This window comes from Tyzzerella sp. An114 (genome assembly GCF_002161055.1).
GTDB lineage: Bacteria > Bacillota > Clostridia > Lachnospirales > Anaerotignaceae > Fimicola > Fimicola cottocaccae.
Window position 1 is genome coordinate 24642 of sequence record NZ_NFLT01000011.1, and the last position, 26030, is coordinate 50671.

The window sequence follows — 26030 nt, forward strand, 5'->3', positions numbered from 1 at the left end:
TTTATAAGAAATGCTTTTTTTCATTAAATTAAATATTAAATCCTTTGATTGATATTAAGTTCATATATTTTCCATTATCAGTGGCAATCATTTCTCTGTCACTTATAGCATAAGGATTATCTGTATTTAACCATTTTAACCATGCTTTTTCAAAGCATTTCATTTCATTTATTTCTAGATTTTTAATATGTTTAGAAAATTTAGGTTTCCACCATTCAATAGAATGCCACATTGAAAGGGCTTCTTCTTCCCAATAAGGCTTCATTTCTTCTGGAATATTTTTATGAACTTCATATTTCATTCCAGGAAAGGCTAATGCAATAATAGCATCTTTTTTTAATAATGGTTTTAAAGTATCTTTAAAATAAGTATCATTATTTCCAAAATAATGGTATGAATCAACACTTATAACTGCATCAAAGTAATTTTCTGAAAAAGGCATATTAAGTGCGTCAGAATGAATAGGTATAACTAAATCATCAACACCCATTTCTTTAAAACGGTTGAAATTATCAGTGGCAGAAATCCAAAGGTCAACGGCAAATACTTGAACATTATATTTTTTAGCCATAAAAATTGATGTAAGACCCATTCCGCATCCTAAATCTAAAATTTTCATACCTTTTTTTAAATCCAAATTTTTTGTAAGTTCATCTGCTATAATTACTGAACTTGGTCCCATCATATTTTTATTTATAAATTCTTCAGTCATATATTTCATATTTAAAAACCTCCATATATTATTAATATTATTCTTGTGGAGGCATAAAAGTGTTATTTTAAAGCCTCCCAAAATAACACCGAAGCTAGTTTACAATAATTATTAGTCATAAAAATTAATCTCCTTATATTTTTCATTTTATTAATTTTATCATATAAATTTATATTTTTAAAGTTATATAGCTTAATGGACAATATAATTTTGTTATGATAAAATATGAATGTTGGAAAATATTATGATAAAATTTTAGGAGGTAAATAAAAATGTCTTCTGTTTTTGATAATATAAATATTGGAAATATAAATTGTAAAAATCGTATATTAAGAAGTGCTACATGGGAAGCCCTTGCTGATGAAAAAGGTTTTATGAGTGATAAACAGTATGAAATATATGAGGAATTAGCAAAAAATGATGTGGGACTTATATCAACAGGTTATGCCAGAATTATGGAAAGTGACTGTCCAAACGCTGGCATGATGGGAATTTATGATGATTGTTTTATACCATCATATAAAAAACTTACTGATATTGTTCATAAACATAATGGAAAAATAATGATGCAAATTGCTTATGGTGGAACAAAAACAACATACAAAGTTAATGAACGAACAATATTTTGTCCTTCTGGTGTCCCTGAAATTACAACAGGCACAAAAGGAAAAGAAATGACTATTGATGATATCAAACTTGTAGCAAAAGCTCATGGAGAGGCTGCAAGACGTGTAAAAGAAAGTGGTTTTGATGCTGTTCAAATTCATGCAGGTCATAACTATTTGTTAAATCAGTTTTTAAGTCCATATTATAATAGAAGAGCTGATGAATACGGTGGTTCTATTGAAAATAGAGCAAGAGCTGTTATTGAGTGCTATGATGAAGTTAGAAAAGCTGTTGGAAAAGATTATACAGTTATGATAAAAATTACATGTACAGATTTTACAGAAGGAGGATTTTCATTTGATGATTGTTTGACTTTCTGTAAAATGTTAGAGAAAAAGGGTATTGATTGTATAGAGATTTCAGGAAATATTCATGGAAAAGCTGAAAAAATGGCAGGTTATGAATTTGATGGTCATTCTATATTAAAAGATGGCTATTTTGTAGAGTATGGAAAAATTATTGCTGATAAAGTGAATGTTCCTATATATGTGACAGGTGGTTTCAGAAGTCCAGAATATATGAATAAAATACTTTCTAAAACAAATATTTCAGGTTTTGGAATAAGTCGTCCTTTTCTCACTGAGCCTGATTTGGTTAAAAGATGGATTTTAGGAGATACCAAAAAAGCTAAATGTGTTCACTGTTCAAAATGTAGAACTCCAGAAGGAAATTATTGTACTGTTTTTTGCAGTAAATAATAAAATCAAATTTTCATAAATTTGATTTTAAAATATTACTGTGATAAAATTAAAAAAATGATTTTATTTTATAAATGTGTGATGAGTGACAGAAGGAGAGTAAATATGGCAACACTAAAGGATATTGCAAAAAAAACAAAAGTATCCCAATCAACAGTTTCAAGAGTATTGAACAGGGATTCAAGTCTTAGTGTTTCCGACGAGACAAGAGAAAGAATTTTTAAGGCTGCATCGGAATTAGGATACAAAACAGTAGGTCAAAGATATGGAGATGATGCTTTTTCAAATAAAAGAATAGGTATTGCTCAAATGTTTGAGCTTAAAGAGCTTCTTGAAGACATATATTATCTTATTATGAAAAATATTCTTGAGGAGGAATGTTTTTCAAAACAAATTAATACAGTTACTCTTTTTAGAAATGGCGATAGAAAGTTTATAAAAAATGATGATGAAAAACTGGATGGAATTATTGCCATAGGAAGATTTACACCTGAAGAAATAGAAGGATTTAAGGAATATACAAATAATATTGTTTTTATAGATTCATCACCAGATGAACAAAAATATTACAGCATAGTTCCAAATTATCATCTTGCTGTAAGACTTGCTATAAATGAATTTATTGAAAAAGGTCATAAAGATATAGCATTTATGGGTAGTTGTTATACTTTTGGAGATACTAAAGCAATTACTCTTGACCCAAGATTTTATTATTATAGAAATTCAATGAGTGATAAAAAATTGTTTAATAAAAATTTTGTTATAGACTGTGAAATGAATTCTAAAAGCGGATATGATAAAATGAAGGAGTTTATAAAAAATTCTGAAAATATGCCTTCAGCAATATTTATTGCTAGTGACTCCATAGCTCCTGGAGCTTTAAAGGCGTTACAAGAAGAAAATATATCAGTTCCAGATGATATAAGTATTATAACATTTAATAATACAAGTTTATCAGAGTTTGCAAATCCACCTTTAACATCAATCGAAGTTTATATGCGTGAAAATGCCAAAGCTGGATTATTGTCTCTTGACCAAATTTGGAATGGTGAAAATCATTGTAAAAAAATAGTTATATCCTGTGAGCTTATTGATAGACACAGTGTAAAACAATTATAAAAAACATATAATTAATGTTAAGTTTAAATAAAAAATACTTAAATATAAAGAATATTATGTTATAAAATGTAAAAATATATATTTCTACAAAAACATAATATTCTTTTTTATTGTGAAATTTAGTAAAAATTGTGAGTAAAAAATTTACTTTAATAAATGTAAAATTTGGATTTAATTCATTGACCTATAACTATTGTTGTGATAATATTATGTCATAAACAACAATAAATACTATATATTTAATAAATATAGTGACAAAATAGCATAAATCTATATTGCTAAAATTTATTATGGTTTTAATATTGAGTAGGTAAAAATATTAGTAAACAAAATGTTAAAATATTTTTATGATGAAAGGTACAGGTGGAGTAAAATGTGGTTAGGTGTTGATTATTATCCAGAACAATGGGATATATCTATGATGGATAAAGACATGGATAATATTGTTGAGCTTGGTTGTAATGTAATAAGAATAGCAGAATTTTGCTGGCATATTATGGAGAAGAAAGAAGGTCAGTACGATTTTTCATTTTTTGATAATGTAATAGCTAAAGCAAAATCAAAAGGGTTAAAAATTATTATGGGAACTCCTACTGCAACAATACCTGCATGGCTTGCAAAAAAACACCCAGAAATACTTTCAGAGTTTGAAAATGGAAGAAAGAGAACTTTTGGTGGAAGACATGTTTATTGTTTTAACAGTCCATATATGTATGAATATTCTGAAAAAATAATAAGAAAACTTGTTGAACATTATAAAAATGAAGAAGCTATTGTTGCATGGCAGATTGACAATGAGTTTGGACATGAGGGCAGTGATATATGTTATTGTAATCAGTGCCATAAAGCTTTTCAAGAATATCTTAAAAATAAATTTAATGGTGATATAGAGCTTTTAAACAGTACATATGGAACAACTTTCTGGTCACAAGAATACAATGATTTCGATGAAATACCTCTTCCAACAGAGACAATAACAACTCATAATCCATCATTGAGACTTGATTGGGAAAGATTTAGAAATGAAAGTATTGTAAATTTTGCTGCTTTCCAATCAAAACTTATTAAAGAAATAGCTCCAAATGCAGTTGTTATGCATGACTTCCCAGGTGGTGGACTTGATAAACATTGTGATTATTCCGACGTAGCAAAACATCTTGATGTTGTTGCATATAATAACTATCCTGTATGGGGTGGTCAAAAAGAGCCAATTCCACCTCATGAAATAGCTTTCGGACTTGACTATATAAGAGGATTAAAGAGAGAAAACTTTTGGATTACAGAGGCTATTATGGGGGCACAAGGTCATGATGTAACAGGTTTCCTTCCTCGTCCAAATCAGGCTAAAATGTGGTCATATCAGGGAATGGCTAGAGGATGTTCATCTCTTATGTATTTTAGATATAGAGGAGCTACAAAGGGTGCAGAACAATTTTGTTATGGAGTAATTGATGCTGATAATATAAAGAGAAGAAAATTTTATGAAGTTCAAGACTTTTTCAAAACAATATCAAAATATGATAAACAACTTGAACTTCCTATAAATAGTAAAGTTGCAATAATATATGATTATGATTCAATAGCATCTTTTAGAATTCAGAAACAAAGTATACTTCTTGATTGTCATAATGAAATGAAAAAATTATATAAACCATTTTATGATATTAATGTTATGGTTGATGTTATACCTTCTGATGCTGATTTCTCAAAATACAGTATTATAATTTTACCACAAATGATAGTTGTAAAAGACGAATTTAGAGCTAAAGTCAAAGAGTATGTAAATAATGGTGGAACAGCAGTATTTACATATAGAAATGCTGTAAAAGACGAAAATAATAATCTTACTTTAGGAAAAGTTATTCCAGTAGGATATGATGAACTTACAGGGGTATATGTTGATGAGACAGAAAGTCTTCAGGATATAAATGCATTCCCTATTATTGGAAATGGTGAGTTTAAAGGTAAAAATGGTACAGGTGGAATATTTAGAGATATGCTTGTTCCTACAACAGCAGAAGTTATGTTTAAATATGGTGATGATTTTTATAAAAACTATGCTGCAGTAACAAGAAATAATTATGGTAAGGGAAAAGCCTATTATTTAGGTTGTTCAACTGATGAAAATACCCTCAAAAATATTATAGGTACAATAATTAATGAAGTTGGCATTGTTCCTATATATTCAGATGAGGGAGTAGAGTTTGTTAGACGTGGAATAGGTAAAGAAGCAATAAATTTTGTTATAAATCATAATGGCTATACAGCTCAATTTGGAGATTTTTCTTTGAAGCCTTATGAATGTAAAATTGTGTAAGAGAAAAACATAACAAGTATATAATATATATGAAATTATTATTTTATATGTTATGCTGATTATTTTGTAAGTGCTTTCTTAATATAGCCAATAATATATAAAATTGTTTTTTGAAAATGTAATTAAAATAGTATTATTTTACTAAATTTATGTTATTTTATTCGGTTTTTTCGTATTTATAATAGTAATATTTTTGTGATATAGAAATAATATTAAATATTACTAAAAAAAGCTGTATATTTAAGGTTTTATAAGCTTAATTAGATTTATTATAATATTTTGATAATTTTATTATTAATTATAAAAATAAGCATAAATAATGTTTTAATAAATTTATTACTATTATAAGGAAATAAAAAAATTTAATATTAAATGTTAAAAATTCTTTAAAACAGCGTAAAAACAGGGTTTAATACCCTGTTTTTTTATATTATCCGCTTATATAGTTTAATAATAATATAAAACATTACGCTTTGTGAAATTATGATGTTTTATAATATAAAAATATTATTTTAAAATATTTTAATATAAAGAGCTAAAATTTTTATTAAAAGTAATTGTAAATAAAAATATACTAATATTTTCTATGAATGCGACATTGAATTTTAATATATTATAAAATACAATTTAATTGTGTTAGTTGACATTTGATGTGATTTCACATTAAATGTACTTCTTACCCTGTTGCATGTTGTAGCAATTTTATAAGTTATGGGAGGAAAAGAAGTGAAAAAGAAGCAATTACTATCAGGCTTTTTGGCAGCAGCAATGTGTTTCAATGTGTTGACCACAAGTGCTTTTGCCGACAAATTTCTAAGGTCGACAGATAGTCAGACATCTTCAGTTGCAGAAACTGTATATGTCAATTCTTATGTCGGCTCAGCTCGTACAGTGGACTTTAGTGACCACTGGCGTTTTTATCTGGGGGACGGCGGAAGTGCTGCACCAGATTACAATGACTCATCTTGGAGAAATGTAGACTTGCCTCATGATTACAGTATCGAGCAGGAATATTCTTCCTCAAATGAAGCTGAAAGCGGTTATCTCCCCGGCGGTACAGGCTGGTATAGAAAGAGCTTTACAGTTTCACCAGAATGGCAGAATAAAAAAGTGCAGATTGATTTCGGCGGGGTCTATATGAATGCCACAGTATACCTTAATGGTCAGGAATTAGGTTTCCACCCTTATGGATACACAGCATTCTCATTTGAACTTCCAAAAGAATTGCTTAATTTTAACGGTGAAAATGTTATAGCTGTTAAAGTTGAACACAAAACTCCTTCCAGTAGATGGTATTCAGGAAGTGGTATTTATCGTTCTGTAAACCTTACTGTAACAGACCCTATACATGTGGCACAGTATGGTACATACATTACTACACCTGATATTAAATCTGGAGGCGGTAAAGTTAATGTAAAAACAACAGTACAGAATGACAGCACAGAAGATGCGGAAATAACATTAAGACATTCTGTTTATGAAAAGGGAAATGAAACTGCTGTTGCAACAGGGCAGAGCGAACCTTTCACAGTTAGCGGAAATGGAAAAGTTGATAAAGATGTAAGTGTGACTGTAAGTTCTCCAAAACTTTGGTCAACAGATTCACCTAATATGTATTATGTTACAACAGAAGTTTTAAAAGATGGGAATGTAATTGATACATATAATACTGATTTTGGTTTCCGTTATACAGAGTTTAACAGTACACAGGGATTTTTATTAAACGGTGTACCAACAAAATTAAAAGGCGTTTGTATGCATCATGACCAAGGTGCTCTCGGTTCAGAAGCATGGTATCGTGCAATAGAGCGTCAGGTAGAAATACTTAAAGACATGGGTTGTAATGCAATTCGTGTTACTCATAACCCAGCAGCAAAAGAGCTTATTGATATCTGTAACGAAAAAGGTATGATGGTTGTTGATGAAGCTTTTGATATGTGGGTAATGTCAAAGAACGGAAATAGCAACGACTATGCATCATGGTTTGAAAAAACTATTGATACAGATAACACAATAGTAGGAAAAGAAGATGGAATGACATGGTCTGAATATGATATCAAAGCTATGGTAAATCAAGATAAGAATTCACCAGCTGTTATTATGTATAGCCTTGGAAATGAAATTTTTGAAGGTACAGCAAACAATCGTGCTGGAGAGTATCCAGATATAGCAAGACAGCTTTGTACATGGGTACAGGAAATAGACGCTACACGTCCTCCTACATTTGGACAGAATACAAATAATGAAGCAACAGGAAAGAGAGTAGGAGCTGTATTAAAAGAGTTTGGTGGAATTTCTGGTGTAAACTATGCAAATACAGGAAGATATGACACTTGGACAACTTATGATGGTGGACTTCTTGTTTATTACTCAGAAACAGCATCAGCAGTAAATAGCCGTGGTGTTTATGACAGAAAGAACAGTAACGGAGATGGTGGAAAAGGTGATTATCTCCTTACATCTTATGATAAGAGTGCTGTTAACTGGGGAGCAACAGCTAGTGATGCATGGATGCGTACACTTCAGAGAGATGGCAGTATGGGAGAATTCGTTTGGACAGGTTTTGACTATATTGGTGAACCTACTCCTTGGAATGGCGTTGGACCTGGTGCTCAGGGAACATGGCCAAATTCTCCAAAATCATCTTACTTTGGTATTATAGATACAAATGGTCTTCCAAAAGACTCCTATTGGTTATACCAAAGTATGTGGAATGATGATGTAAACACACTTCATGTACTTCCTACATGGAACAAAGATGAAATCGTTGTTGATGGTTCAGGAAATGTTGAAGTTGTAGTTTATTCAGATGCAGCAAAAGTTAAACTTTTCCTTAATGATGAAGAAGTTGCAGAAGCTACTTCAGTTGAAAAAACAACACCAGCCGGATATAAATACAGATTATGGCAGGGTGGAGAAGGTCATAAGAACCTTTATGCTACTTTCCAAGTTCCTTATAAAGAAGGTACATTAAAAGCAGTTGCTTATGACGAGTCAGGAAAAGAGATTTCAAATACAGAGGGAAGAAATGTTGTTGAGACAACAGGAAATCCTACAAAACTTAGTCTTGAAGCTGATAGAAGTACAATAACAGCTGATGGCGATGATTTAAGTTATATAACAATTAATGTTGAAGACTCAAAAGGTAATATTGTAAATTCAGCAGACAATACAATAAGCCTTTCTATTGAAGGTAATGGAGAAATTGTTGGTGTTGATAATGGACGTCAACCAGACCATACTTCTTACCAGTCACTTACTCATAAAGCTGGTGCTGGACAGCTTGTTGCAATAGTACAGTCTGAAAAAGACGCTGGTTCATTTACAGTAACAGCAAAATCAAGCGGACTTGCTTCATCAAGTATAACTGTAAATACTAAAGCTCCGGAAGGTTCAGAACAGCCAGAAGATAGCATTATAAGTTATGAAATTTCACGTTATCACTATGTTAAACTTGGAAATAAACCAAATTTACCTGATACTGTGAAAGTAACTTATCAGAACGGAAAAACAGAAACAAAAACTGTAACATGGAATGATTATGATGAAAGCTTAATAAATGAGGAAGGAAGTTTCTCAATTGGAGGAACTATTGATGGAACAAATGTTATCGTATCTGTAAATATTACAATGATAAGTGATGTTGTTGCTCTCCTCAATTATTCAGCAGCAGTACAGAGAAATGCTAGAAGTGTAAATCTTCCTATGTCACGTCCAGCTGTTCTTCCAGATGGAACAATACTCAATGCAGAATTCCCAGTTGAATGGGAAGAAGCAGGAGATATGGACGAAGAAGGCGTTCATACAATAAACGGAACAAGTTCTGTTTTTGGAAAAGAAATACCTGTAACAGCAACAATAAGAGTTGCTGATGGCAATATTGAAGCAGGAGTAAACGTTGCACCTAGTGCTAACAGTATAAGCCAGAGCATACCTGCTGAACAGCAGAGCGGAAACCTTGAAGCCATAAGAGATGGAGCTAAAGAATACAAAGATGGTGCTTTCTGGTCAAATGATAAATTTGTTGGAGATACATCTTCAGTTACATTTACATATGCAACAGTTCAAGATGTTACACAGGTTGGTGTGTATTATTTCGTAAATGAAAACACAGCAGTTCCTTCAAATGTATCTTTAGATTGGACTCCAACAGGTGGAGACACATGGACACCTCTCGATATAAAAGCATCAGAGCCTAAGAAGGTTTCAGAGGCTAATGGAGTTCAGGTTTGGCATGTAACATATGATTTTGACCCTGTATCAGCTCTTGAAGTTAGACTTAATGTAACTAACGAAGAAGGAAAAATTACAGGAATAACAGAGATACAGCTTAATCTTGCTGAACGTAGTTTCCCTGTAAGTTCAGAGGATACATTATCAGAAATAACTGTAAATGGTGTTAAAGTTGATGATTACTCACTTAATAACAGAGTATATTCAACAGAAGCTCTTGTTATTGAAGAAGTAACAGCAAAAACAGAAAACAATACAGCATTTAATATACTTCCAGAGTATGAAGGTGTTGTAAGAATTCTTACAGAATCAGAAGACCATACAACTCGTGGAGAATATCAGATTATATTAGGTGGAGAGCCTGCTGGAAACAATCCTTCAGACGGAAGCCGTGACTATCCATATGAAAAGACAACAGCAGAAGCTCCAAGTTATACAGGAGTTTCAGGAAATGAGGGTGGACCTGCATTTGCTGTTGACGGTTCAAATAATACATTCTGGCATTCACGTTGGGGAAATTCAGGTTCTGGAGACACTGATTTAACATCAAAACCAGATAAGAGATATATACAGATTAATCTTGAAGAAGAAATTACAGCTGATGCCCTTCGTTATCTTCCACGTCCAGGAGCTGAAGGAAACGGCGGAAGCAACGGTATTGTTAAAGATTATCGTGTGGAAGTAAGTACAAATGGAACAGATTGGACTAAAGTTTCAGAAGGAACAGGCTGGGAAAGAAATTCAAATTGGAAAATAGCAACATTTGATGAGCCAACAAACGTTAAATATATTCGTCTTTACGGTGTTTCAACATATGGCGATGTAGTTGATAAATTTATGTCAGCTGCTGAAATTCGTGTTCGTGTAGCTGAAAAGAAAACAGATATTTCAAATGCACAGCTTACTTTTGATATTTTAGAGTATGATTACACAGGCTATGAAATAAAACCACGTCCGGTAGTAACTCTTGATGGTGAAGAACTTACATATGGTGTTGATTATGTTTTTGAATATGAAAATAATATTCAGCCTGGAGAGGCAACAGTAACAGCAAGAGGTATTGTTGGATATTCAGGTAAAGTTTCTGAAACATTCACAATAAATCCAGTTGAATTTGTTGTTGAAGGATATGCACCAATTGAAGTTACAACATATGCTGGAAAAGCTCCAGAACTTCCTTCAAAAGTTTCAGCTAAAGTTAATATAGGACCAGACATTGAATTTGATGTAGTTTGGGATAATATTGACCCTGAAAGTTATAGTGCACCTGGAACATTTACAGTAAAAGGAATTGTTGAAGGCCAGACATTACAGCCTACTGCAACAGTAATAGTAATAGGTGCAACAACAGTTGAAAGTTTCTCAACAGCAACTCTTGAAGGTGTTGTTCCAGAACTTCCAAGAAGATTAAATGTTTACTTCACAGATGGAAGTGTTGAAGAATATCCAGTAACATGGGAAGAAATTAATCCAGAAGACCTTACAGGTGTAGGTAATATTATAACTGTTAATGGTGATGTTGATATAACAAATTCTGAAGTTTATGAAATGATGGAAGGTGCAGGAGACAATGGAAACATTCGTGCAACTGCAACTATTCGTATAGCTGAAGAAGTACAATCAGACAATATTGCGTTTAACAGAAAAGGAACAGGTCTTCCATTTGCTATGGCATCTCATGGCGAAACAAACCAAGACTTACCTAAATATATGAATAATGGTGAACGTACATCAACAAATGGTGATGGAAAAGAACTCTGGACAGATTGGGAAAGAGGAACATATCATAATCCTTCATGGGTAGGTATTGTATTAAGTGAAGATACACCAGTTACAGTTAATGAAGTTAGAGTTGGTTTCATAAGTGAAGTATCTGACGCAGCAAATGCAGTAAGACTTCCAGATGATTACAGAGTACAATACTATACAGGTGATGTATATGATTATGATGAAAGTTCTCCAAATACAGGAAGAAATTGGTCAGAGCTTTCAGATGATTCAAATTGGGAATATGTATCTGTAATTTCACAGGACGATATTCCAAATAATGGACTTGAACCTGATATTAAAACAGATATGCTTTCAGTTCAATTTGATAAAGTTAATACAGGTGCAATAAGAATTCTTATAACACCACAGGATAGTCAGTGGGTTGGTGTCGATGAAATCGAAGTATATGGAATAGATTGTGAAATGTACAATGATTTCATTGTTGACTCAATAACACTTGATGGTGAAGATATACTTTCACAGTTTGATGAAAACAAAGAGATAACAGTTACATTATCTCCAGATGAAGAATTACCAATATTAGAAGCAGTTGTTGATGAGGCTACAAATCCATCTGTTACAGTTGTACAGCCTGTTTCACGTCAGGGCGAAGGTTATGTAATAATAACATCAGAAGACGGAACACGCACAGAAACATACACAGTAAAATTTGAAACAGGTGACCCAGGAGAAGAAACATTTACAGTTACATTCGACTCTATGGGCGGAACTTCAATTGATTCTGTTGAAGTTAAAGAAGGTCAGCCAGTAGATGCTCCAGTTCCTCCAGTACGTAATGGATACACATTCAAAGGCTGGTTTACAGATGAAGAATGTACAGCTAAATATGATTTCAATACTATTGTTACTAAAGACTTAACACTTTATGCAGGTTGGGATAAAGATAGTGACCCTACACCTCCAAGTGGTGGCGGAAGTTCAGTAGCAAGATATAACATAAGAGCAACAGCTGGAAAAGGTGGTTCAATATCTCCAGAAGGTTCTGTTTCTGTGACAAAAGGTTCAAATAAAACATTTGAAATCACAGCAGATAAGGGATATGAAATTGATGATGTTATAGTTGACGGAAGAAGTGTTGGAAAAGTTGAAACATATACTTTCGAAGCTGTAAGCAGAAGTCATACAATAGAAGTTGAATTTGCAAAAATAGTTGAAGACCCAGATGTTCCTCTTGGAGAAAATCCGGATGGTGAAGATACAGAAAAACCAGATGATGAAAAAGAGGATACAAAACCAGAAGTAATAATGAAATTTAGTGATATTCATGAAGGAGATTGGTATTACAATGCAGTTTTAAATGCATATACTAAAGGTCTCATGAGTGGAACATCAACAGATAAGTTCTCTCCAAATTTAAATGTTACAAGAGGAATGATAGTTACAGTTCTCTATTGTATGGCAGGAGAGCCAGAAGTAGCATTGACAAATAAATTTGTTGATGTATCATCAGATAAATATTATGCAAAAGCAGTTGCTTGGGCATCTGAAAAAGGTATTGTAAGTGGTTATGATGAAACACACTTTGGTGCTGAAGATAATGTAACACGTGAACAGCTTGCAGCAATACTTTATCGCTATGCAAACTCTCCAGAGGTAGAAACACAGTCTCTTAACTTTGCTGATAAATCAAAAGTTTCAGCTTGGGCAGAAAAAGCAGTTGCATGGTCAGTTGAAAAAGGTATAATTTCAGGTCGTACAGACGGAACATTAGACCCAAGTGGTTTTGCAACACGTGCAGAAGTTGCTTCAATGCTTATGAGATTTGCAGACATAGAAAAATAATTGATATTTTTAAGACGGCAGTTTTACTGCCGTCTTTTTTTGTTCTCAATTAAATGTTTGTATTTAAATAAAAATTATATTAAATAAATCAAATAAAATTTAGACAAAAAATAGAATAAAAATTTTATTGATTTTTATAACAAATACAAGTCTTTAAAATTGTATAATTAACAGTATTATATATAATTATACAATCAAAAAATTGATTTTATAATCATTTATACACAATTAAAATTTATTTAACCTATAATACTTTAAATCAAAATATATAATGAATAAAAAATATAAAGCAATTTTGTGTAAAATTTTAACTAAAAAATTAGACTTTTTAATAAAAATGAAGTATAATATTTATCAGATAAAAATATGGAAGGAACGATGTATTTATGGGAATTAAATTAAATAAAATTGAAAATGTGTTTGCTTTACAGAGTAAAAACAATACTTATGCCTTTGGTGTGGACGACATGGGACTAATAAGACATTTGTATTGGGGCAGTAAAATTGAAGATGTAGAAGAATTTGAAATGCCTAAATTATTTGAAGTATCTACAAATGACCCTGTATTTGAAATAACAAAAGAGGAATTTCCTGTATATGGTAGCTTGAGATATAAGGAGCACTGTTTAAAAGCTACATTCAATGATGTTTGTAGAGAGGTTGTTTATAAATATGTGGGATATGAAGTAAAAGATAATGAATTGATAATAAAATTAGAAGACAAGCACTATGATTTTAATATTGATTTACACTACATATTACATGAAGAATATGATTTAATTGAAAGATTTGTAACTGTAAAAAATAATACAAATGATGTAATAAAAATCGAAAAAATTCACAGTGGGCAATTCCATATACCTCATGAAGATTTAATATTTTCAAATGTTCATGGTCATTGGGGAGCAGAACAGCAAAAATTCAACCAGAAAGTAAGTTATGGTAAAATCGTAATAGAAAACAGAAGAGGAATATCTACACATAATCATAATCCATATTTTATTTTAAGTACAAATGCAACAGAGACAACAGGAGAAGTATATTTTGGAGCTTTAAGATTAAGTGGTAATTTTAGTGGTGTAATTGAGCAAACACAGTATGGCGGAACATTAGCACAGTTAGGTATTAATTCCCATGATTTCTTATTAAATCTTAAACCAAATGAAGAATTTACAACACCTTCTATCATAGCTGGTTACAGCAATAGTGGCTTTGAGACAATGTCAAATAATCTTCATAATTTTGCTAAAGATAATATATTAAGAAAAGGTTTAAGACCTGTATTATATAATTCTTGGGAAGCAACAGAATTTAAAGTAAACTGTAATGAACAGATAAAACTTGCTGAGAAAGCTAAAGAAATCGGAGCAGAACTTTTTGTTGTTGATGATGGTTGGTTTGGACAAAGAGACAGTATTAATAATGGTCTTGGAGATTGGTATGTAAACAGCGAAAAATTCCCAGAGGGATTAAATCCATTAATAGATAAAGTAAAATCTATGGATATGCTTTTTGGTATATGGATTGAGCCTGAAATGGTAAATCCTGCATCACAGCTTTATAAAGACCATCCAGATTGGATATATCACTTTGATACAAGAGAAAGTGACACATCAAGAGGTCAGTATGTATTGGATGTTACTAAAAAAGAAGTAAAAGATTTTATATATAATATGATAGATGATTTGCTCACAAATTATGATATTGATTATATAAAATGGGACGCAAATAGACCTATATCACAGACTAATGTTGAAAAAGACTTATGGTATAAACATATAATGACTATATATGATATAGTAAAAACATTGAAAGTCAAACACCCTAATGTACTTTTTGAAGCTTGTGCATCAGGTGGTGGAAGAATTGATTATGGTATTTTAGGCATATTTGATGACTTCTGGACAAGTGATAATACAGACGCTTATGATAGATTATTTATTCAGGAAAGTTATTCATATATTTATCCTATAAAAGCCATGAGAGCTTGGGTAACAGACTGTCCAAACTTCTTATCACAGAGAATTATACCTATGAAATTTAGATATCATAGTGCTATGATGGGAACATTAGGTATTGGATGCAATATATTAAAATTTAATGATGATGATGTACAGTTATCTAAAGAGTTAATATCAGAATATAAAGATATAAGACATATTGTTCAAGAAGGCGATTTTTATAGATTAGAGAATAAATCTAAGAACAGATATAATACTTATCAGTACATAAAAGATGATGAGGGATTAGTATTTGTATTCTTGCCACAGAGTGAAATTGGTCATAGAGGTGTTAATATAAAATTAAGACATTTAGAAAAAAATAGTAAATATTTACTTAAAATTAAAGACCAAGAAATATCAAAAACAGGTGAATATTTTATGAACTGCGGTATAGATGTAAGATTATCCGGTGATTATGATAGTATGATAATTAAATTTAATAAAATTAAATGATTTATTAATTATGGCAGCTACTTTTGTAGCTGCCATTTTTATTGATAAATCAAGGGATTTTAAGGCAGTAAAATATTTTACTAAAAATTAAGAAAAAATTTTGGTAAAATATAAGTAAAACATATATTTACATATAGTGAAAGTTAATAAATATTTTACTAAAATTTGAGTGGTTATACAAATTGTAAAATCTATTTTAATATGATAATATTAATTCATCAAAACAGGAAGGGATGAATTAATTATGGGATTATCTTTTAAAGAGAGGTATTCATTTGGTATTGGTGCACTTGGTAAAGACTTGTGCTATGCAGTAGTTTCATATTACTTAATGATTTACTTCACAGATTCAATTGGACTTGCATCTTTATTTGTTGGTAACTTGTTCTTGGTAGCCAGATTATGGGATGCTATCAATGACCCAATGATGGGTATGATAGTTGATAATACAAGAACAAAATGGGGAAAATTTAGACCTTGGATTTTAATCGGAACAGTTATAAATGCAGTTGTTTTAGCATTCCTCTTTAAGAAACCAGCAGGATTAGAGGGCGGTCAGTTGAATGTTTATTACTCTGTTATGTACATATTATGGGGTATGACATACACAATGATGGATATACCATATTGGTCAATGTTACCATCACTCTCAAAAACTCCAGAAGAAAGAAACAAAATGTCAGTTATTCCTAGAATTTTTGCCAGCTTAGCTTGGTTAATTATGGGTGGTTTCGGCCTTGCTGCTGTTAAATTCTTTGGAAAAGGTAATGTAACAACAGGTTACGAAAAACTTGCTTTAGTTATAGCAGTAGTATTCGTAATAACAACTATCATAACAGTTGTAAATGTAAGAGATAGCAGTTGTAATGTATCTAAAACAGATAAAACAGGTAAAAAAGAAGGAACAAGTATTAAAAAAGCTATCAAAATTATCAAAGAGAATGACCAGCTTACAGTATATATCGGTGTTGTTCTTGCTTACAATTTAGTTGCTCAGATTTCAGGTGGTATGGCAATTTATTACTTTACATATGTTGTTGGAAACGAAAATCTTTATCCAATATTCACTGCATTTGCAGGACTTGCTGAAATAGCCGGACTTATATTATTCCCAATACTCTCTAAAATAATGAGCAAAAAAGCTGTATTTGGATTAGCTTGCTTCTTACCAGCTGTTGGTTTAGTGTTATTATTAATTGCAGGATTTATTTTACCACAGAACGCATTCTTAGTAGCTTTATCAGGTATACTTCTTAAATTAGGTTCAGGATTTACATTAGGTGCTACAACAGTTATGTTAGCAGATGTTATTGACTATGGTCAGGTTAAATTCGGAACAAGAAATGAAAGTGTTATAGCTTCATTCCAGACATTATTAGTTAAAACAGCATCAGCTGTTGCTGCTTGGTTAATTGGTGTTGGTTTAACAATTGTTGGATATGTTCCAAATGTTGCTCAGACAGGAACAACTCTTTTTGGTATGAGAATAATAATGATAGCTATACCTTCTGTAATAACAATATTAGGCTTCATAATTTATTGCAAAGGATATAAACTTCATGGTGAATATCAGCAGAAAATTATGGAACAGTTAAACGAAATGAACAAACAGAAAGAGGCAAATATATCACTTTAATTAAATATATTTTATAAATTCAAAAAGGTCTTTTATAATATATTTTGTATTATAAAAGACCTTAATTTAACTAATTATATTTAATATTTTTATTAAGTTACAGTAAAAACAATTTTTCTCTAATAACATTATTGATTTTATTTTAAGACCTTGGTTTTAACAAAGTTTTTGTAATAAATGCATAAAAAATATTATAAAATTTACTAAAAGTAAACAAAAAAGATGATGATTTTCAAAAACTATTGAAAAGTTATGTGTAATATGATAATATAAAGTCAATTAAAAAAGGGTGCCGTATTTGGAGAGCAAATTTATATCAGCAGAGATGCTGCTTATTAAGTTTGCTCTTTTTTACGTAACTAAGAATTTTATTATAAGTATGAGAGGGTTTATATGGATAACAGATTTTATGAAGCAGTAGAAGCAAATCCAGTAATTGCTTCTGTCAAAGATATGAAAGGATTGGAGGAGTGCTGTGGAATAAAAGATATAAGAGTTATTTTTATATTATTTGGGGATATATGTTCTTTAAAGGGTATTATTAAAAAAATAAAAGATGCAAATAAAATTGCTATGGTACATATCGACTTGATAACAGGTTTAAGCTCAAAGGAAGTTTCTGTTGATTTCATAAGACAAAATACAGATGCTGATGGAATAATTTCTACAAAACCAGCTTTAATTAAAAGAGGAAAAGACTTGGGAATGTTTACAATATTAAGATATTTTTTATTAGATTCAATGTCACTTGAAATTATAAAACAACAGGAATATATGGTTAAACCAGATTTTATCGAAGTTTTACCAGGAGTTATGCCTAAAATAATCAAGAAAATTTGTCGTGCATCAAAAGTTCCAATCATTGCAGGTGGACTTATAACAGATAAAGAATCTGTTATGGGTGCTTTATCAGCCGGTGTAATAGCTGTTTCAACAACAAATCATGATGTTTGGAAAATGTAATTAATGATGTTAAACTGTTAGAGTAACAGTTTGAATATTAAAATGAATGTATATAAAAGGGGGACACAATTATGGAAAAGTATGTAATGGCATTGGACGCAGGTACAACTAGCAACAGATGTATTTTATTCAATGAAAAAGGTGAAATGTGCTCTGTGGCACAGAGAGAGTTCACACAGTATTTTCCAAAGCCAGGCTGGGTAGAACATGATGCAGATGAAATTTGGGCAAGTATGCTTGGTGTTGCTGTTGAAGCAATGAATATGATTGGAGCTGCTGCTGAAAATATTGCTGCTATCGGTATTACAAATCAGAGGGAAACAGCCATTGTATGGGATAAAAATACAGGTGAACCTATATATCATGCTATTGTATGGCAATGTCGAAGAACATCTGAATATTGTGATTCTTTAAAAGAAAAAGGACTTACAGAAGTTTTTAGAAAGAAAACAGGGCTTATAATCGATGCATACTTTTCAGGAACAAAAGTTAAATGGATTTTAGATAATGTTCCGGGAGCAAGAGAAAAGGCTGAAAAAGGAGATTTACTTTTTGGTACTGTTGAAACTTGGTTAATTTGGAAACTTACAAAGGGAGCTGTTCATGTAACAGATTACTCAAATGCTTCTCGTACAATGCTTTTCAATATAAACACTTTAGAATGGGACGATGAAATTCTTAAAGAACTTGATATTCCAAAAAGCATGCTTCCAGAAGCAAAACCATCAAGCTGTGTATATGGAGAAGCTGACCCATCATTCTTAGGTGGATCAATACCTATATCAGGAGCAGCAGGAGACCAGCAAGCAGCTTTATTTGGTCAAACTTGTTTCACAGCAGGAGAGGCCAAAAATACATATGGAACAGGTTGTTTCCTTCTTATGAATACAGGAGAAAAACCAGTATTTTCTGAAAATGGTCTTGTAACAACAATAGCATGGGGACTTGACGGAAAAGTAAATTATGCTTTAGAAGGCTCAATATTCGTTGCAGGTGCGGCTGTTCAATGGTTACGTGATGAATTAAGACTTATAGACTCATCACCAGACTCAGAGTATATGGCTAAAAAGGTAAAAGATACTAACGGTTGTTATGTTGTTCCAGCCTTCACAGGATTAGGAGCTCCATATTGGGACCAGTACGCAAGAGGAACTATTGTAGGAATTACTCGTGGAGTTAATAAATATCACATAATACGCGCAACTTTGGAATCTTTAGCATATCAGGTTCATGATGTATTAACAGTTATGGAGGAGGACTCAGGTATAAAACTTGCTTCTTTAAAAGTTGATGGTGGAGCTAGTGCAAATGATTTCCTTATGCAAACACAGGCTGACATAATAAATGCCCCTGTAAATCGACCACAGTGTGTAGAGACAACAGCTATGGGTGCAGCATATCTTGCAGGTCTTGCAGTTGGATATTGGGCTAACAAAGAAGATGTTATTAAGAACTGGGCAATAGATAAAATATTTAAACCATGTCTTGATGAAGAAAAGAGACTCTCAAAAATAAAAGGTTGGCATAAAGCTGTCAAATATGCTTATGGCTGGGCTAAGGAAGATTAATTTGTTTCAATAAAAATTGAATATAGAATATAAATATCTGTTTGGGTAAGAGGGGGACTAATAATGTTACCATATATTTCAGAATTTTTGGGTACAATGATACTTATTCTTTTAGGAGACGGAGTAGTAGCCAATGTTACACTTGAAAAATCAGGTATGAAAGGAGCCGGACCTATTCAAATTTGCTTTGCTTGGGGTCTTGCAGTTATGGTTCCGGCATTCATATTTGGTGCAGCTTCAGGGGCTTCCTTTAACCCAGCCCTCACAATAGCTCTTGCTATTGATGGAAGCTTTGAATGGGCCCTTGTTCCGGGATATATAATAGCACAGTTTGCAGGTGCTTTTGTTGGTGCTGTATTGGTTTATATATTATTTAAAGACCAGTTTGATGCAACAAAAGATAAAGATGCAAAACGTGGTGTATTTTGTACAAGTCCAGCTGTTCCAAATATAGGAAGAAACATATTAAGTGAGGCAATAGGTGCTTTTGTTCTTGTATTTGCTATTAAGGGGATAGCAAATGTTCCAGAACTTGCTGGTGGATTTGATAAATTCTTAGTATTTGGAATTATTGTATCAATAGGTATGTCTCTTGGAGGTCTTACAGGATATGCAATAAATCCTGCTCGTGATATTGGTCCACGTTTGGCTCATGCTATTCTTCCTATAAAAGATAAGGGAAGTTCAAATTGGGGATATGCTGTTGTTCCTCTTATAGGACCTATTATAGGAGCTATTGCTGCGGTATTACTTTTTTCAGCTATTCCTTGGTAAAAAATATTAAATTATATAATTTTTGTAAACTAAATTAAAGGAGAGATTTTATCATGTATGATGTAATTATAATCGGAGGCGGTGTGTCCGGAGCAGCCTCAGCAAGAGAATTATCACGTTATAAAGTAAAAGCTTGTGTAATAGAAAAAGAAGAAGATGTATGTTGTGGAACATCTAAGGCTAACAGTGCAATAGCCCATGCCGGATATGATGCTGAACCGGGTTCTCTCATGGCGAAACTTAATGTTCGTGGAAATGAAATGATGGAACAACTTTCAAAGGACTTAGATTTTCCTTTTAAGAGAAATGGCTCATTAGTTGTATGTCTCAATGAAAAGGATATGCCTAGTTTACAGGAGTTATATAAAAAAGGTTTAGCTAATGGGGTAAAAGGCTTACGTATATTAACTAAAGAAGAAGTTAAAGAAATGGAACCTAATATTGTTGATAATATGTATGCTGCTTTATACGCACCTAGTGCCGGAATAGTATGTCCTTTTAACTTAAATATTGCTCTTGCTGAAAATGCCAATGCAAATGGTATTGAGTTTAAGTTTAATACAGAGGTATTAGATATTAAAAAAATTGATGAAGGTTTTGAACTTTATACAAATAATGGAGTAATAAAAACAAAATATGTTGTAAATGCAGCTGGTGTATATGCTGATAAATTCCATAATATGGTTAGCGAAAATAAAATCCATATTACAGCAAGAAAAGGAGAATATTGCTTATTAGATAAGAGTGCAGGAGAACACGTTTCAAGTACTATTTTTACACTTCCAAATGAATTTGGAAAAGGTGTACTTGTAGCACCTACTGTTCATGGAAATCTTCTTGTAGGTCCAACAGCTGATGATATAGAAAATAAAGAGGGAACTAATACAACAAGAGAAGGACTTGACAAAGTTATAAGTCAGTCAGCTTTAAATGTAAATAATATACCTATGAGACAAGTTATAACATCTTTTGCAGGACTTCGTGCTCATGAAGACGGTCATGAATTTATAATAGGTGAAGTTTCTGATGCAAAAGGATTCATTGACTGTGCAGGTATAGAGTCTCCAGGACTTACAAGTTGTCCAGCCATAGGAGAGATGGTTGCAAATATTTTAAAAGAAAAACTTGGACTTGAAGAAAATCCTGATTTTGTAGGAACAAGAAAAGGCATTTTAAATCCAAACACATTGAGTAAAGAAGAAAGAATAGCTTTAATAAAAGAAAAACCAGAATATGGCAATATTATATGTCGCTGTGAAATGATAACAGAAGGTGAAATTATTGACGCAATCCGTAGACCAATAGGAGCAAAATCATTAGATGGTGTCAAGAGAAGAACTAGAGCTGGCATGGGTAGATGTCAAGCAGGTTTCTGTTCTCCTAGAACAATGGAAATTTTATCCCGTGAGCTTGGTGTAAGTATGTTTGAAATTACAAAATCTGGTGGTAATTCTAAAATTGTTGTAGGAACTAATAAAGATACATTATAAAAGGGAGGCGTCAAAATATGAAATCTTATGATGTAGTTATAATTGGCGGTGGCCCAGCAGGTCTTGCCGCTGCTATTTCAAGCAAAAAAAATGGTATTGACAGTATTTTGATATTGGAAAGAGATAAGGAATTGGGAGGAATTCTCAATCAGTGTATACATAACGGGTTTGGTCTTCACACATTTAAAGAGGAACTTACAGGACCAGAATATGCAGCAAGATTCATTGAGCAAGTAAAAGAATTAAATATTGAATATGAATTAAATACAATGGTTATGGACATAAGTCCTGATAAAGTTGTTACAGCTATGAACAGAACAGAGGGACTTTTTGAAATCAAAGCAAAAGCAATAGTTTTAGCTATGGGTTGTCGTGAAAGGTCAAGAGGAGCTTTAAATATACCAGGATATCGTCCAGCAGGTATTTTTTCTGCAGGAACAGCTCAAAGACTTGTAAACATAGAAGGATATATGCCAGGTAGAGAAGTTGTAATCCTTGGTTCAGGAGACATCGGTCTTATAATGGCAAGAAGAATGACTTTTGAAGGTGCTAAAGTAAAAGTTGTTGCAGAGCTTATGCCTTATTCTGGAGGTTTAAAGAGAAATATTGTACAGTGTCTTGATGACTATGGAATTCCTTTAAAACTCAGTCATACAGTTTTAGATATAAAAGGAAAAAAAAGACTTGAAGGAATTACACTTGCTGAGGTAGACAGTAAAGGAAAACCTATACCAGGAACAGAGGAGTATTATTCTTGTGATACACTTCTTTTATCTGTTGGTCTTGTACCTGAAAATGAAATTTCAAGGGGAATGGGTGTAGAAATGAACCCTATCACATCAGGACCTAATGTAAATGAAAGTCTTGAAACAAGCATTGAAGGTGTATTTGCCTGTGGGAACGTTCTTCATGTTCATGATTTAGTTGACTTTGTTTCTGAGGAAGCTACAACAGCAGGAAAAAATGCTGCTATATATGTAAAGAATGGCAAAGAAAGAAAATCTGAAGGTCATGAAATTATGTTAAATCCAATAGATGGTGTTAGATATACAGTACCTAAAAATATTAATGTTCAGCGTATGGATGATAGTATAACAGTTCGTTTCCGTGTAGGTGGTGTATATAAAAACTGTTATGTATCTGCATATTTTGATGATGAAAGAGTTATAAGAAGAAAACGTCCTGTTGTTGCTCCAGGAGAGATGGAAGAAATAAAACTTACAAAAGAACAGCTTCTTAAATATCCTGACTTAAAGACTATAACTGTAAAAATAGAGGAGGCATAATACAATGGAAGAAAGATATTTAACTTGTATAGGTTGTCCTATGGGATGTGCTCTTACTGTTACAATGAATGGAAATGAAGTTGTAAGTGTAACAGGAAATACCTGTAAACGTGGTGATGATTACGCTAGAAAAGAAGTGACAAATCCAACAAGAATTGTTACTTCAACTGTAAAAGTTTTAAATGGCAGTGCTGAGACAGTTTCTGTAAAAACAAAAGAGGATATTCCAAAAGGAAAAATATTTGAATGTGTAAAAGCTTTAAAAGGTGTTGAAGTTAAAGCACCAGTTCATATTGGTGATGTAATTTTATCAAATGTGGTTGATACTGGTGTTGACATTGTTGCAACAAAAGATGTAAATTAATAATTTGTATATTTGTATAAGTAAGAAAGAGGATATTTTAAAAATATCCTCTTTTTTCATAAAATTTTATTTATGTTGTAAATACAACAGAATTTTTAAAAAACTTAATATATAATATGACCATAGTTTGAAATAAACCTTAAAGAAAGGATTGATTATATATGAAATATATTAAAAATATAAATCATGAGTCAGTTGAAACTCTTTCAAGCCTTGTAAATATACAAAGTGGTCAAGTTGTTAGCCGTACTCTTGCACAGAATGAATATGTAAGTCTTACAGTTTTTGCCTTTGATAAAGGTGAAGAATTTGGAACTCATAAATCTGAAGGAGATGCTATGGTTACTGTTTTAGAGGGAAAAGGAAAATTTACTGTTGATGGAAAAGAATATATTTTAAATGCAGGAGAAACTCTTGTTATGCCAGCAGGAAAACCTCATTCTGTATATGGAGAGGAAGCCTTTAAAATGTTTCTTACAGTAGTATTTCCAGTTGAAAAATAATTATATATTAAGGAGAGAATTAAAATGGAAAATAAAATGTTTTGTTACCAGTGTCAGGAAACAGCCGGATGTAAAGGCTGTACGATGTCAGGAGTTTGTGGAAAGAAACCTTTGACAGCAAAACTTCAAGATATGCTTATATATGTAACAAAAGGAATTTCAGAGATAACAACAGCTTTAAGAAATAAAAATAAAATTGTTCCACCATATATAAATAGAATTATAAGTGAAAATCTTTTTGTCACAATAACAAATGCAAATTTTGATGATGAAGTTATAAAATCTCGTATATATGACACAATGAAAGAAAGTGCTAAACTTATAGAAAATTATAATATAACAGACACTTTTAAAGTTGGTGGATATATTTGTTCAAGTGATGATGAGATTATTGAAAAAGCTGAAAAAGTTGGTGTAATTTCAACAGAAAATGAAGATATAAGAAGTTTAAGAGAGATGATAGTATACGGATTAAAGGGAATGGCTGCATATTTAAAACATGCAAATGCTCTTGGGAAAGATAGCGAAGATATAAACGCATTTTTACAAAGTACCCTTGCAAAAACTCTTGATGATACTTTGACAGTTGGTGAACTTACAGCTCTTGCTCTTGAAACAGGAAAGTATGGTGTTGATGTTATGGCACTTTTAGACAGTGCAAATACAGAAGCCTATGGAAATCCTGAAATAACAAAAGTAAATATAGGTGTAAGAAATAATCCTGCAATACTTATATCAGGTCATGACCTTAAAGACCTTGAAATGCTCCTTGAACAGACAGAGGGAACAGGTGTTGATGTATATACTCACTCCGAAATGCTTCCTGCTCATTATTATCCAAAATTTAAGAAATACAGTCATTTTGCAGGAAACTATGGAAATGCATGGTGGAAACAGAAAGAGGAATTTTTATCATTTAATGGTCCTATATTTTTAACAACAAACTGTCTTGTTCCTCCTCTTGATAGTTATAAAGACAGAGTTTATACAACAGGTGCAGTAGGTTTTACAGGCTGTAAACATATTGCTGGTAAAACAGGAGAACACAAAGATTTTTCAGAAATTATAGAACACGCTAAAAAATGTCCACCTCCAACAGAGATTGAGACAGGTGAAATAATAGGTGGTTTTGCTCATAATCAGGTTTTAGCTCTTGCTGATAAGATTGTTGAAGCTGTAAAAAGTGGAGCTATTAAAAAATTCGTTGTAATGGCAGGCTGTGATGGAAGAAGTAAATCAAGAGACTATTACACAGAGTTTGCAAAGGCACTCCCTAAAGATACAGTAATTCTCACAGCAGGCTGTGCTAAATATAAATACAATAAACTTGATTTAGGGGATATAGGAGGAATTCCTCGTGTTCTTGATGCAGGACAGTGTAATGACAGTTATTCTCTTGCTGTTATAGCCATGAAATTAAAAGAGGTGTTTGGTCTTGAAGATATAAATGACCTCCCTATAATATACAATATAGCATGGTATGAGCAGAAAGCTGTAATTATTCTTTTAGCACTTCTTCATCTTGGTGTTAAAAATATACATCTTGGACCAACACTTCCAGCTTTCCTCTCTCCAAATGTTGCTGATGTTTTAGTTAAAAACTTTGGAATAGCAGGCATAACAAATGTTGAAGATGATATAAAAATGTTTTTTGAATAATAAAAAATCCTAT

Annotated in this window: 15 protein-coding genes; 14 read left to right on the forward strand and 1 reads right to left on the reverse strand. The window is 32.0% G+C overall.

The window, feature by feature from the left end; all coding sequences use genetic code 11:
- Nucleotides 1-28 precede the first annotated feature (28 nt).
- Nucleotides 29-721, reverse strand: a complete 693-nt coding sequence (locus tag B5E58_RS09955; RefSeq protein ID WP_088109516.1) for an SAM-dependent methyltransferase — start codon at nt 719-721, stop codon at nt 29-31.
- A 263-nt stretch (nt 722-984) separates the two neighbouring features.
- On the opposite strand from B5E58_RS09955, the gene B5E58_RS09960 reads away from it, so the two are divergent.
- From B5E58_RS09960 to hcp, 14 genes are all read left to right on the forward strand, one after another.
- Nucleotides 985-2076, forward strand: coding sequence for an NADH:flavin oxidoreductase (locus B5E58_RS09960; RefSeq protein ID WP_088109517.1), 1092 nt, complete (start codon nt 985-987; stop codon nt 2074-2076).
- A 105-nt stretch (nt 2077-2181) separates the two neighbouring features.
- On the forward strand, nt 2182-3195 hold the full coding sequence (locus tag B5E58_RS09965) for a LacI family DNA-binding transcriptional regulator (RefSeq protein ID WP_088109518.1): 1014 nt from the start codon (nt 2182-2184) through the stop codon (nt 3193-3195).
- A gap of 373 nt (nt 3196-3568) precedes the next feature.
- Complete coding sequence (locus tag B5E58_RS09970; protein WP_088109519.1) at nt 3569-5512, forward strand: beta-galactosidase; 1944 nt, start codon at nt 3569-3571, stop codon at nt 5510-5512.
- 726 nt (nt 5513-6238) lie between these two features.
- Nucleotides 6239-13318, forward strand: coding sequence for an Ig-like domain-containing protein (locus B5E58_RS09975; RefSeq protein ID WP_158097729.1), 7080 nt, complete (start codon nt 6239-6241; stop codon nt 13316-13318).
- Nucleotides 13319-13704: 386 nt separating this feature from the next.
- Complete coding sequence (locus B5E58_RS09980) at nt 13705-15774, forward strand: alpha-galactosidase (RefSeq protein ID WP_088109521.1); 2070 nt, start codon at nt 13705-13707, stop codon at nt 15772-15774.
- Between the two features lie 244 nt (nt 15775-16018).
- Nucleotides 16019-17410 (forward strand): melibiose:sodium transporter MelB, encoded by a 1392-nt coding sequence (gene melB / locus B5E58_RS09985; RefSeq protein ID WP_088109522.1) that lies wholly within the window; start codon nt 16019-16021, stop codon nt 17408-17410.
- Between the two features lie 393 nt (nt 17411-17803).
- Nucleotides 17804-18373, forward strand: coding sequence for a glycerol-3-phosphate responsive antiterminator (locus B5E58_RS09990; RefSeq protein WP_088109523.1), 570 nt, complete (start codon nt 17804-17806; stop codon nt 18371-18373).
- Nucleotides 18374-18444: 71 nt separating this feature from the next.
- The gene (glpK, locus tag B5E58_RS09995; protein WP_088109524.1) at nt 18445-19941 is read left to right on the forward strand and encodes a glycerol kinase GlpK; all 1497 of its coding nucleotides are present in this window, start codon (nt 18445-18447) and stop codon (nt 19939-19941) included.
- Between the two features lie 63 nt (nt 19942-20004).
- Nucleotides 20005-20715 carry an MIP/aquaporin family protein gene (locus B5E58_RS10000; RefSeq protein WP_088109525.1) on the forward strand — a complete coding sequence of 237 codons (711 nt, stop codon included), beginning with the start codon at nt 20005-20007 and terminating at the stop codon, nt 20713-20715.
- A 53-nt stretch (nt 20716-20768) separates the two neighbouring features.
- On the forward strand, nt 20769-22205 hold the full coding sequence (locus tag B5E58_RS10005; protein WP_088109526.1) for an NAD(P)/FAD-dependent oxidoreductase: 1437 nt from the start codon (nt 20769-20771) through the stop codon (nt 22203-22205).
- A 17-nt stretch (nt 22206-22222) separates the two neighbouring features.
- Nucleotides 22223-23491: an NAD(P)/FAD-dependent oxidoreductase gene (locus tag B5E58_RS10010; protein ID WP_088109527.1), complete on the forward strand. Its 1269-nt coding sequence runs from the start codon at nt 22223-22225 to the stop codon at nt 23489-23491.
- A 4-nt stretch (nt 23492-23495) separates the two neighbouring features.
- Entirely contained in the window at nt 23496-23855 is a 360-nt protein-coding gene (locus B5E58_RS10015; protein ID WP_088109528.1) for a DUF1667 domain-containing protein, read from the forward strand.
- Between the two features lie 161 nt (nt 23856-24016).
- Entirely contained in the window at nt 24017-24358 is a 342-nt protein-coding gene (locus tag B5E58_RS10020) for a cupin domain-containing protein (protein WP_088109529.1), read from the forward strand.
- A 24-nt stretch (nt 24359-24382) separates the two neighbouring features.
- Nucleotides 24383-26017 (forward strand): hydroxylamine reductase, encoded by a 1635-nt coding sequence (gene hcp, locus B5E58_RS10025; protein ID WP_088109530.1) that lies wholly within the window; start codon nt 24383-24385, stop codon nt 26015-26017.
- The last annotated feature ends 13 nt before the right edge of the window (nt 26018-26030 follow it).

Coding starts and splice junctions, on each gene's coding strand:
- B5E58_RS09955 (WP_088109516.1), bottom strand. CDS start 721: ATGAAATATATGACTGAAGAATTTATAAATAAAAATATGATGGGACCA.
- B5E58_RS09960 (WP_088109517.1), top strand. CDS start 985: ATGTCTTCTGTTTTTGATAATATAAATATTGGAAATATAAATTGTAAA.
- B5E58_RS09965 (WP_088109518.1), top strand. CDS start 2,182: ATGGCAACACTAAAGGATATTGCAAAAAAAACAAAAGTATCCCAATCA.
- B5E58_RS09970 (WP_088109519.1), top strand. CDS start 3,569: ATGTGGTTAGGTGTTGATTATTATCCAGAACAATGGGATATATCTATG.
- B5E58_RS09980 (WP_088109521.1), top strand. CDS start 13,705: ATGGGAATTAAATTAAATAAAATTGAAAATGTGTTTGCTTTACAGAGT.
- melB (WP_088109522.1), top strand. CDS start 16,019: ATGGGATTATCTTTTAAAGAGAGGTATTCATTTGGTATTGGTGCACTT.
- B5E58_RS09990 (WP_088109523.1), top strand. CDS start 17,804: ATGGATAACAGATTTTATGAAGCAGTAGAAGCAAATCCAGTAATTGCT.
- glpK (WP_088109524.1), top strand. CDS start 18,445: ATGGAAAAGTATGTAATGGCATTGGACGCAGGTACAACTAGCAACAGA.
- B5E58_RS10000 (WP_088109525.1), top strand. CDS start 20,005: ATGTTACCATATATTTCAGAATTTTTGGGTACAATGATACTTATTCTT.
- B5E58_RS10005 (WP_088109526.1), top strand. CDS start 20,769: ATGTATGATGTAATTATAATCGGAGGCGGTGTGTCCGGAGCAGCCTCA.
- B5E58_RS10010 (WP_088109527.1), top strand. CDS start 22,223: ATGAAATCTTATGATGTAGTTATAATTGGCGGTGGCCCAGCAGGTCTT.
- B5E58_RS10015 (WP_088109528.1), top strand. CDS start 23,496: ATGGAAGAAAGATATTTAACTTGTATAGGTTGTCCTATGGGATGTGCT.
- B5E58_RS10020 (WP_088109529.1), top strand. CDS start 24,017: ATGAAATATATTAAAAATATAAATCATGAGTCAGTTGAAACTCTTTCA.
- hcp (WP_088109530.1), top strand. CDS start 24,383: ATGGAAAATAAAATGTTTTGTTACCAGTGTCAGGAAACAGCCGGATGT.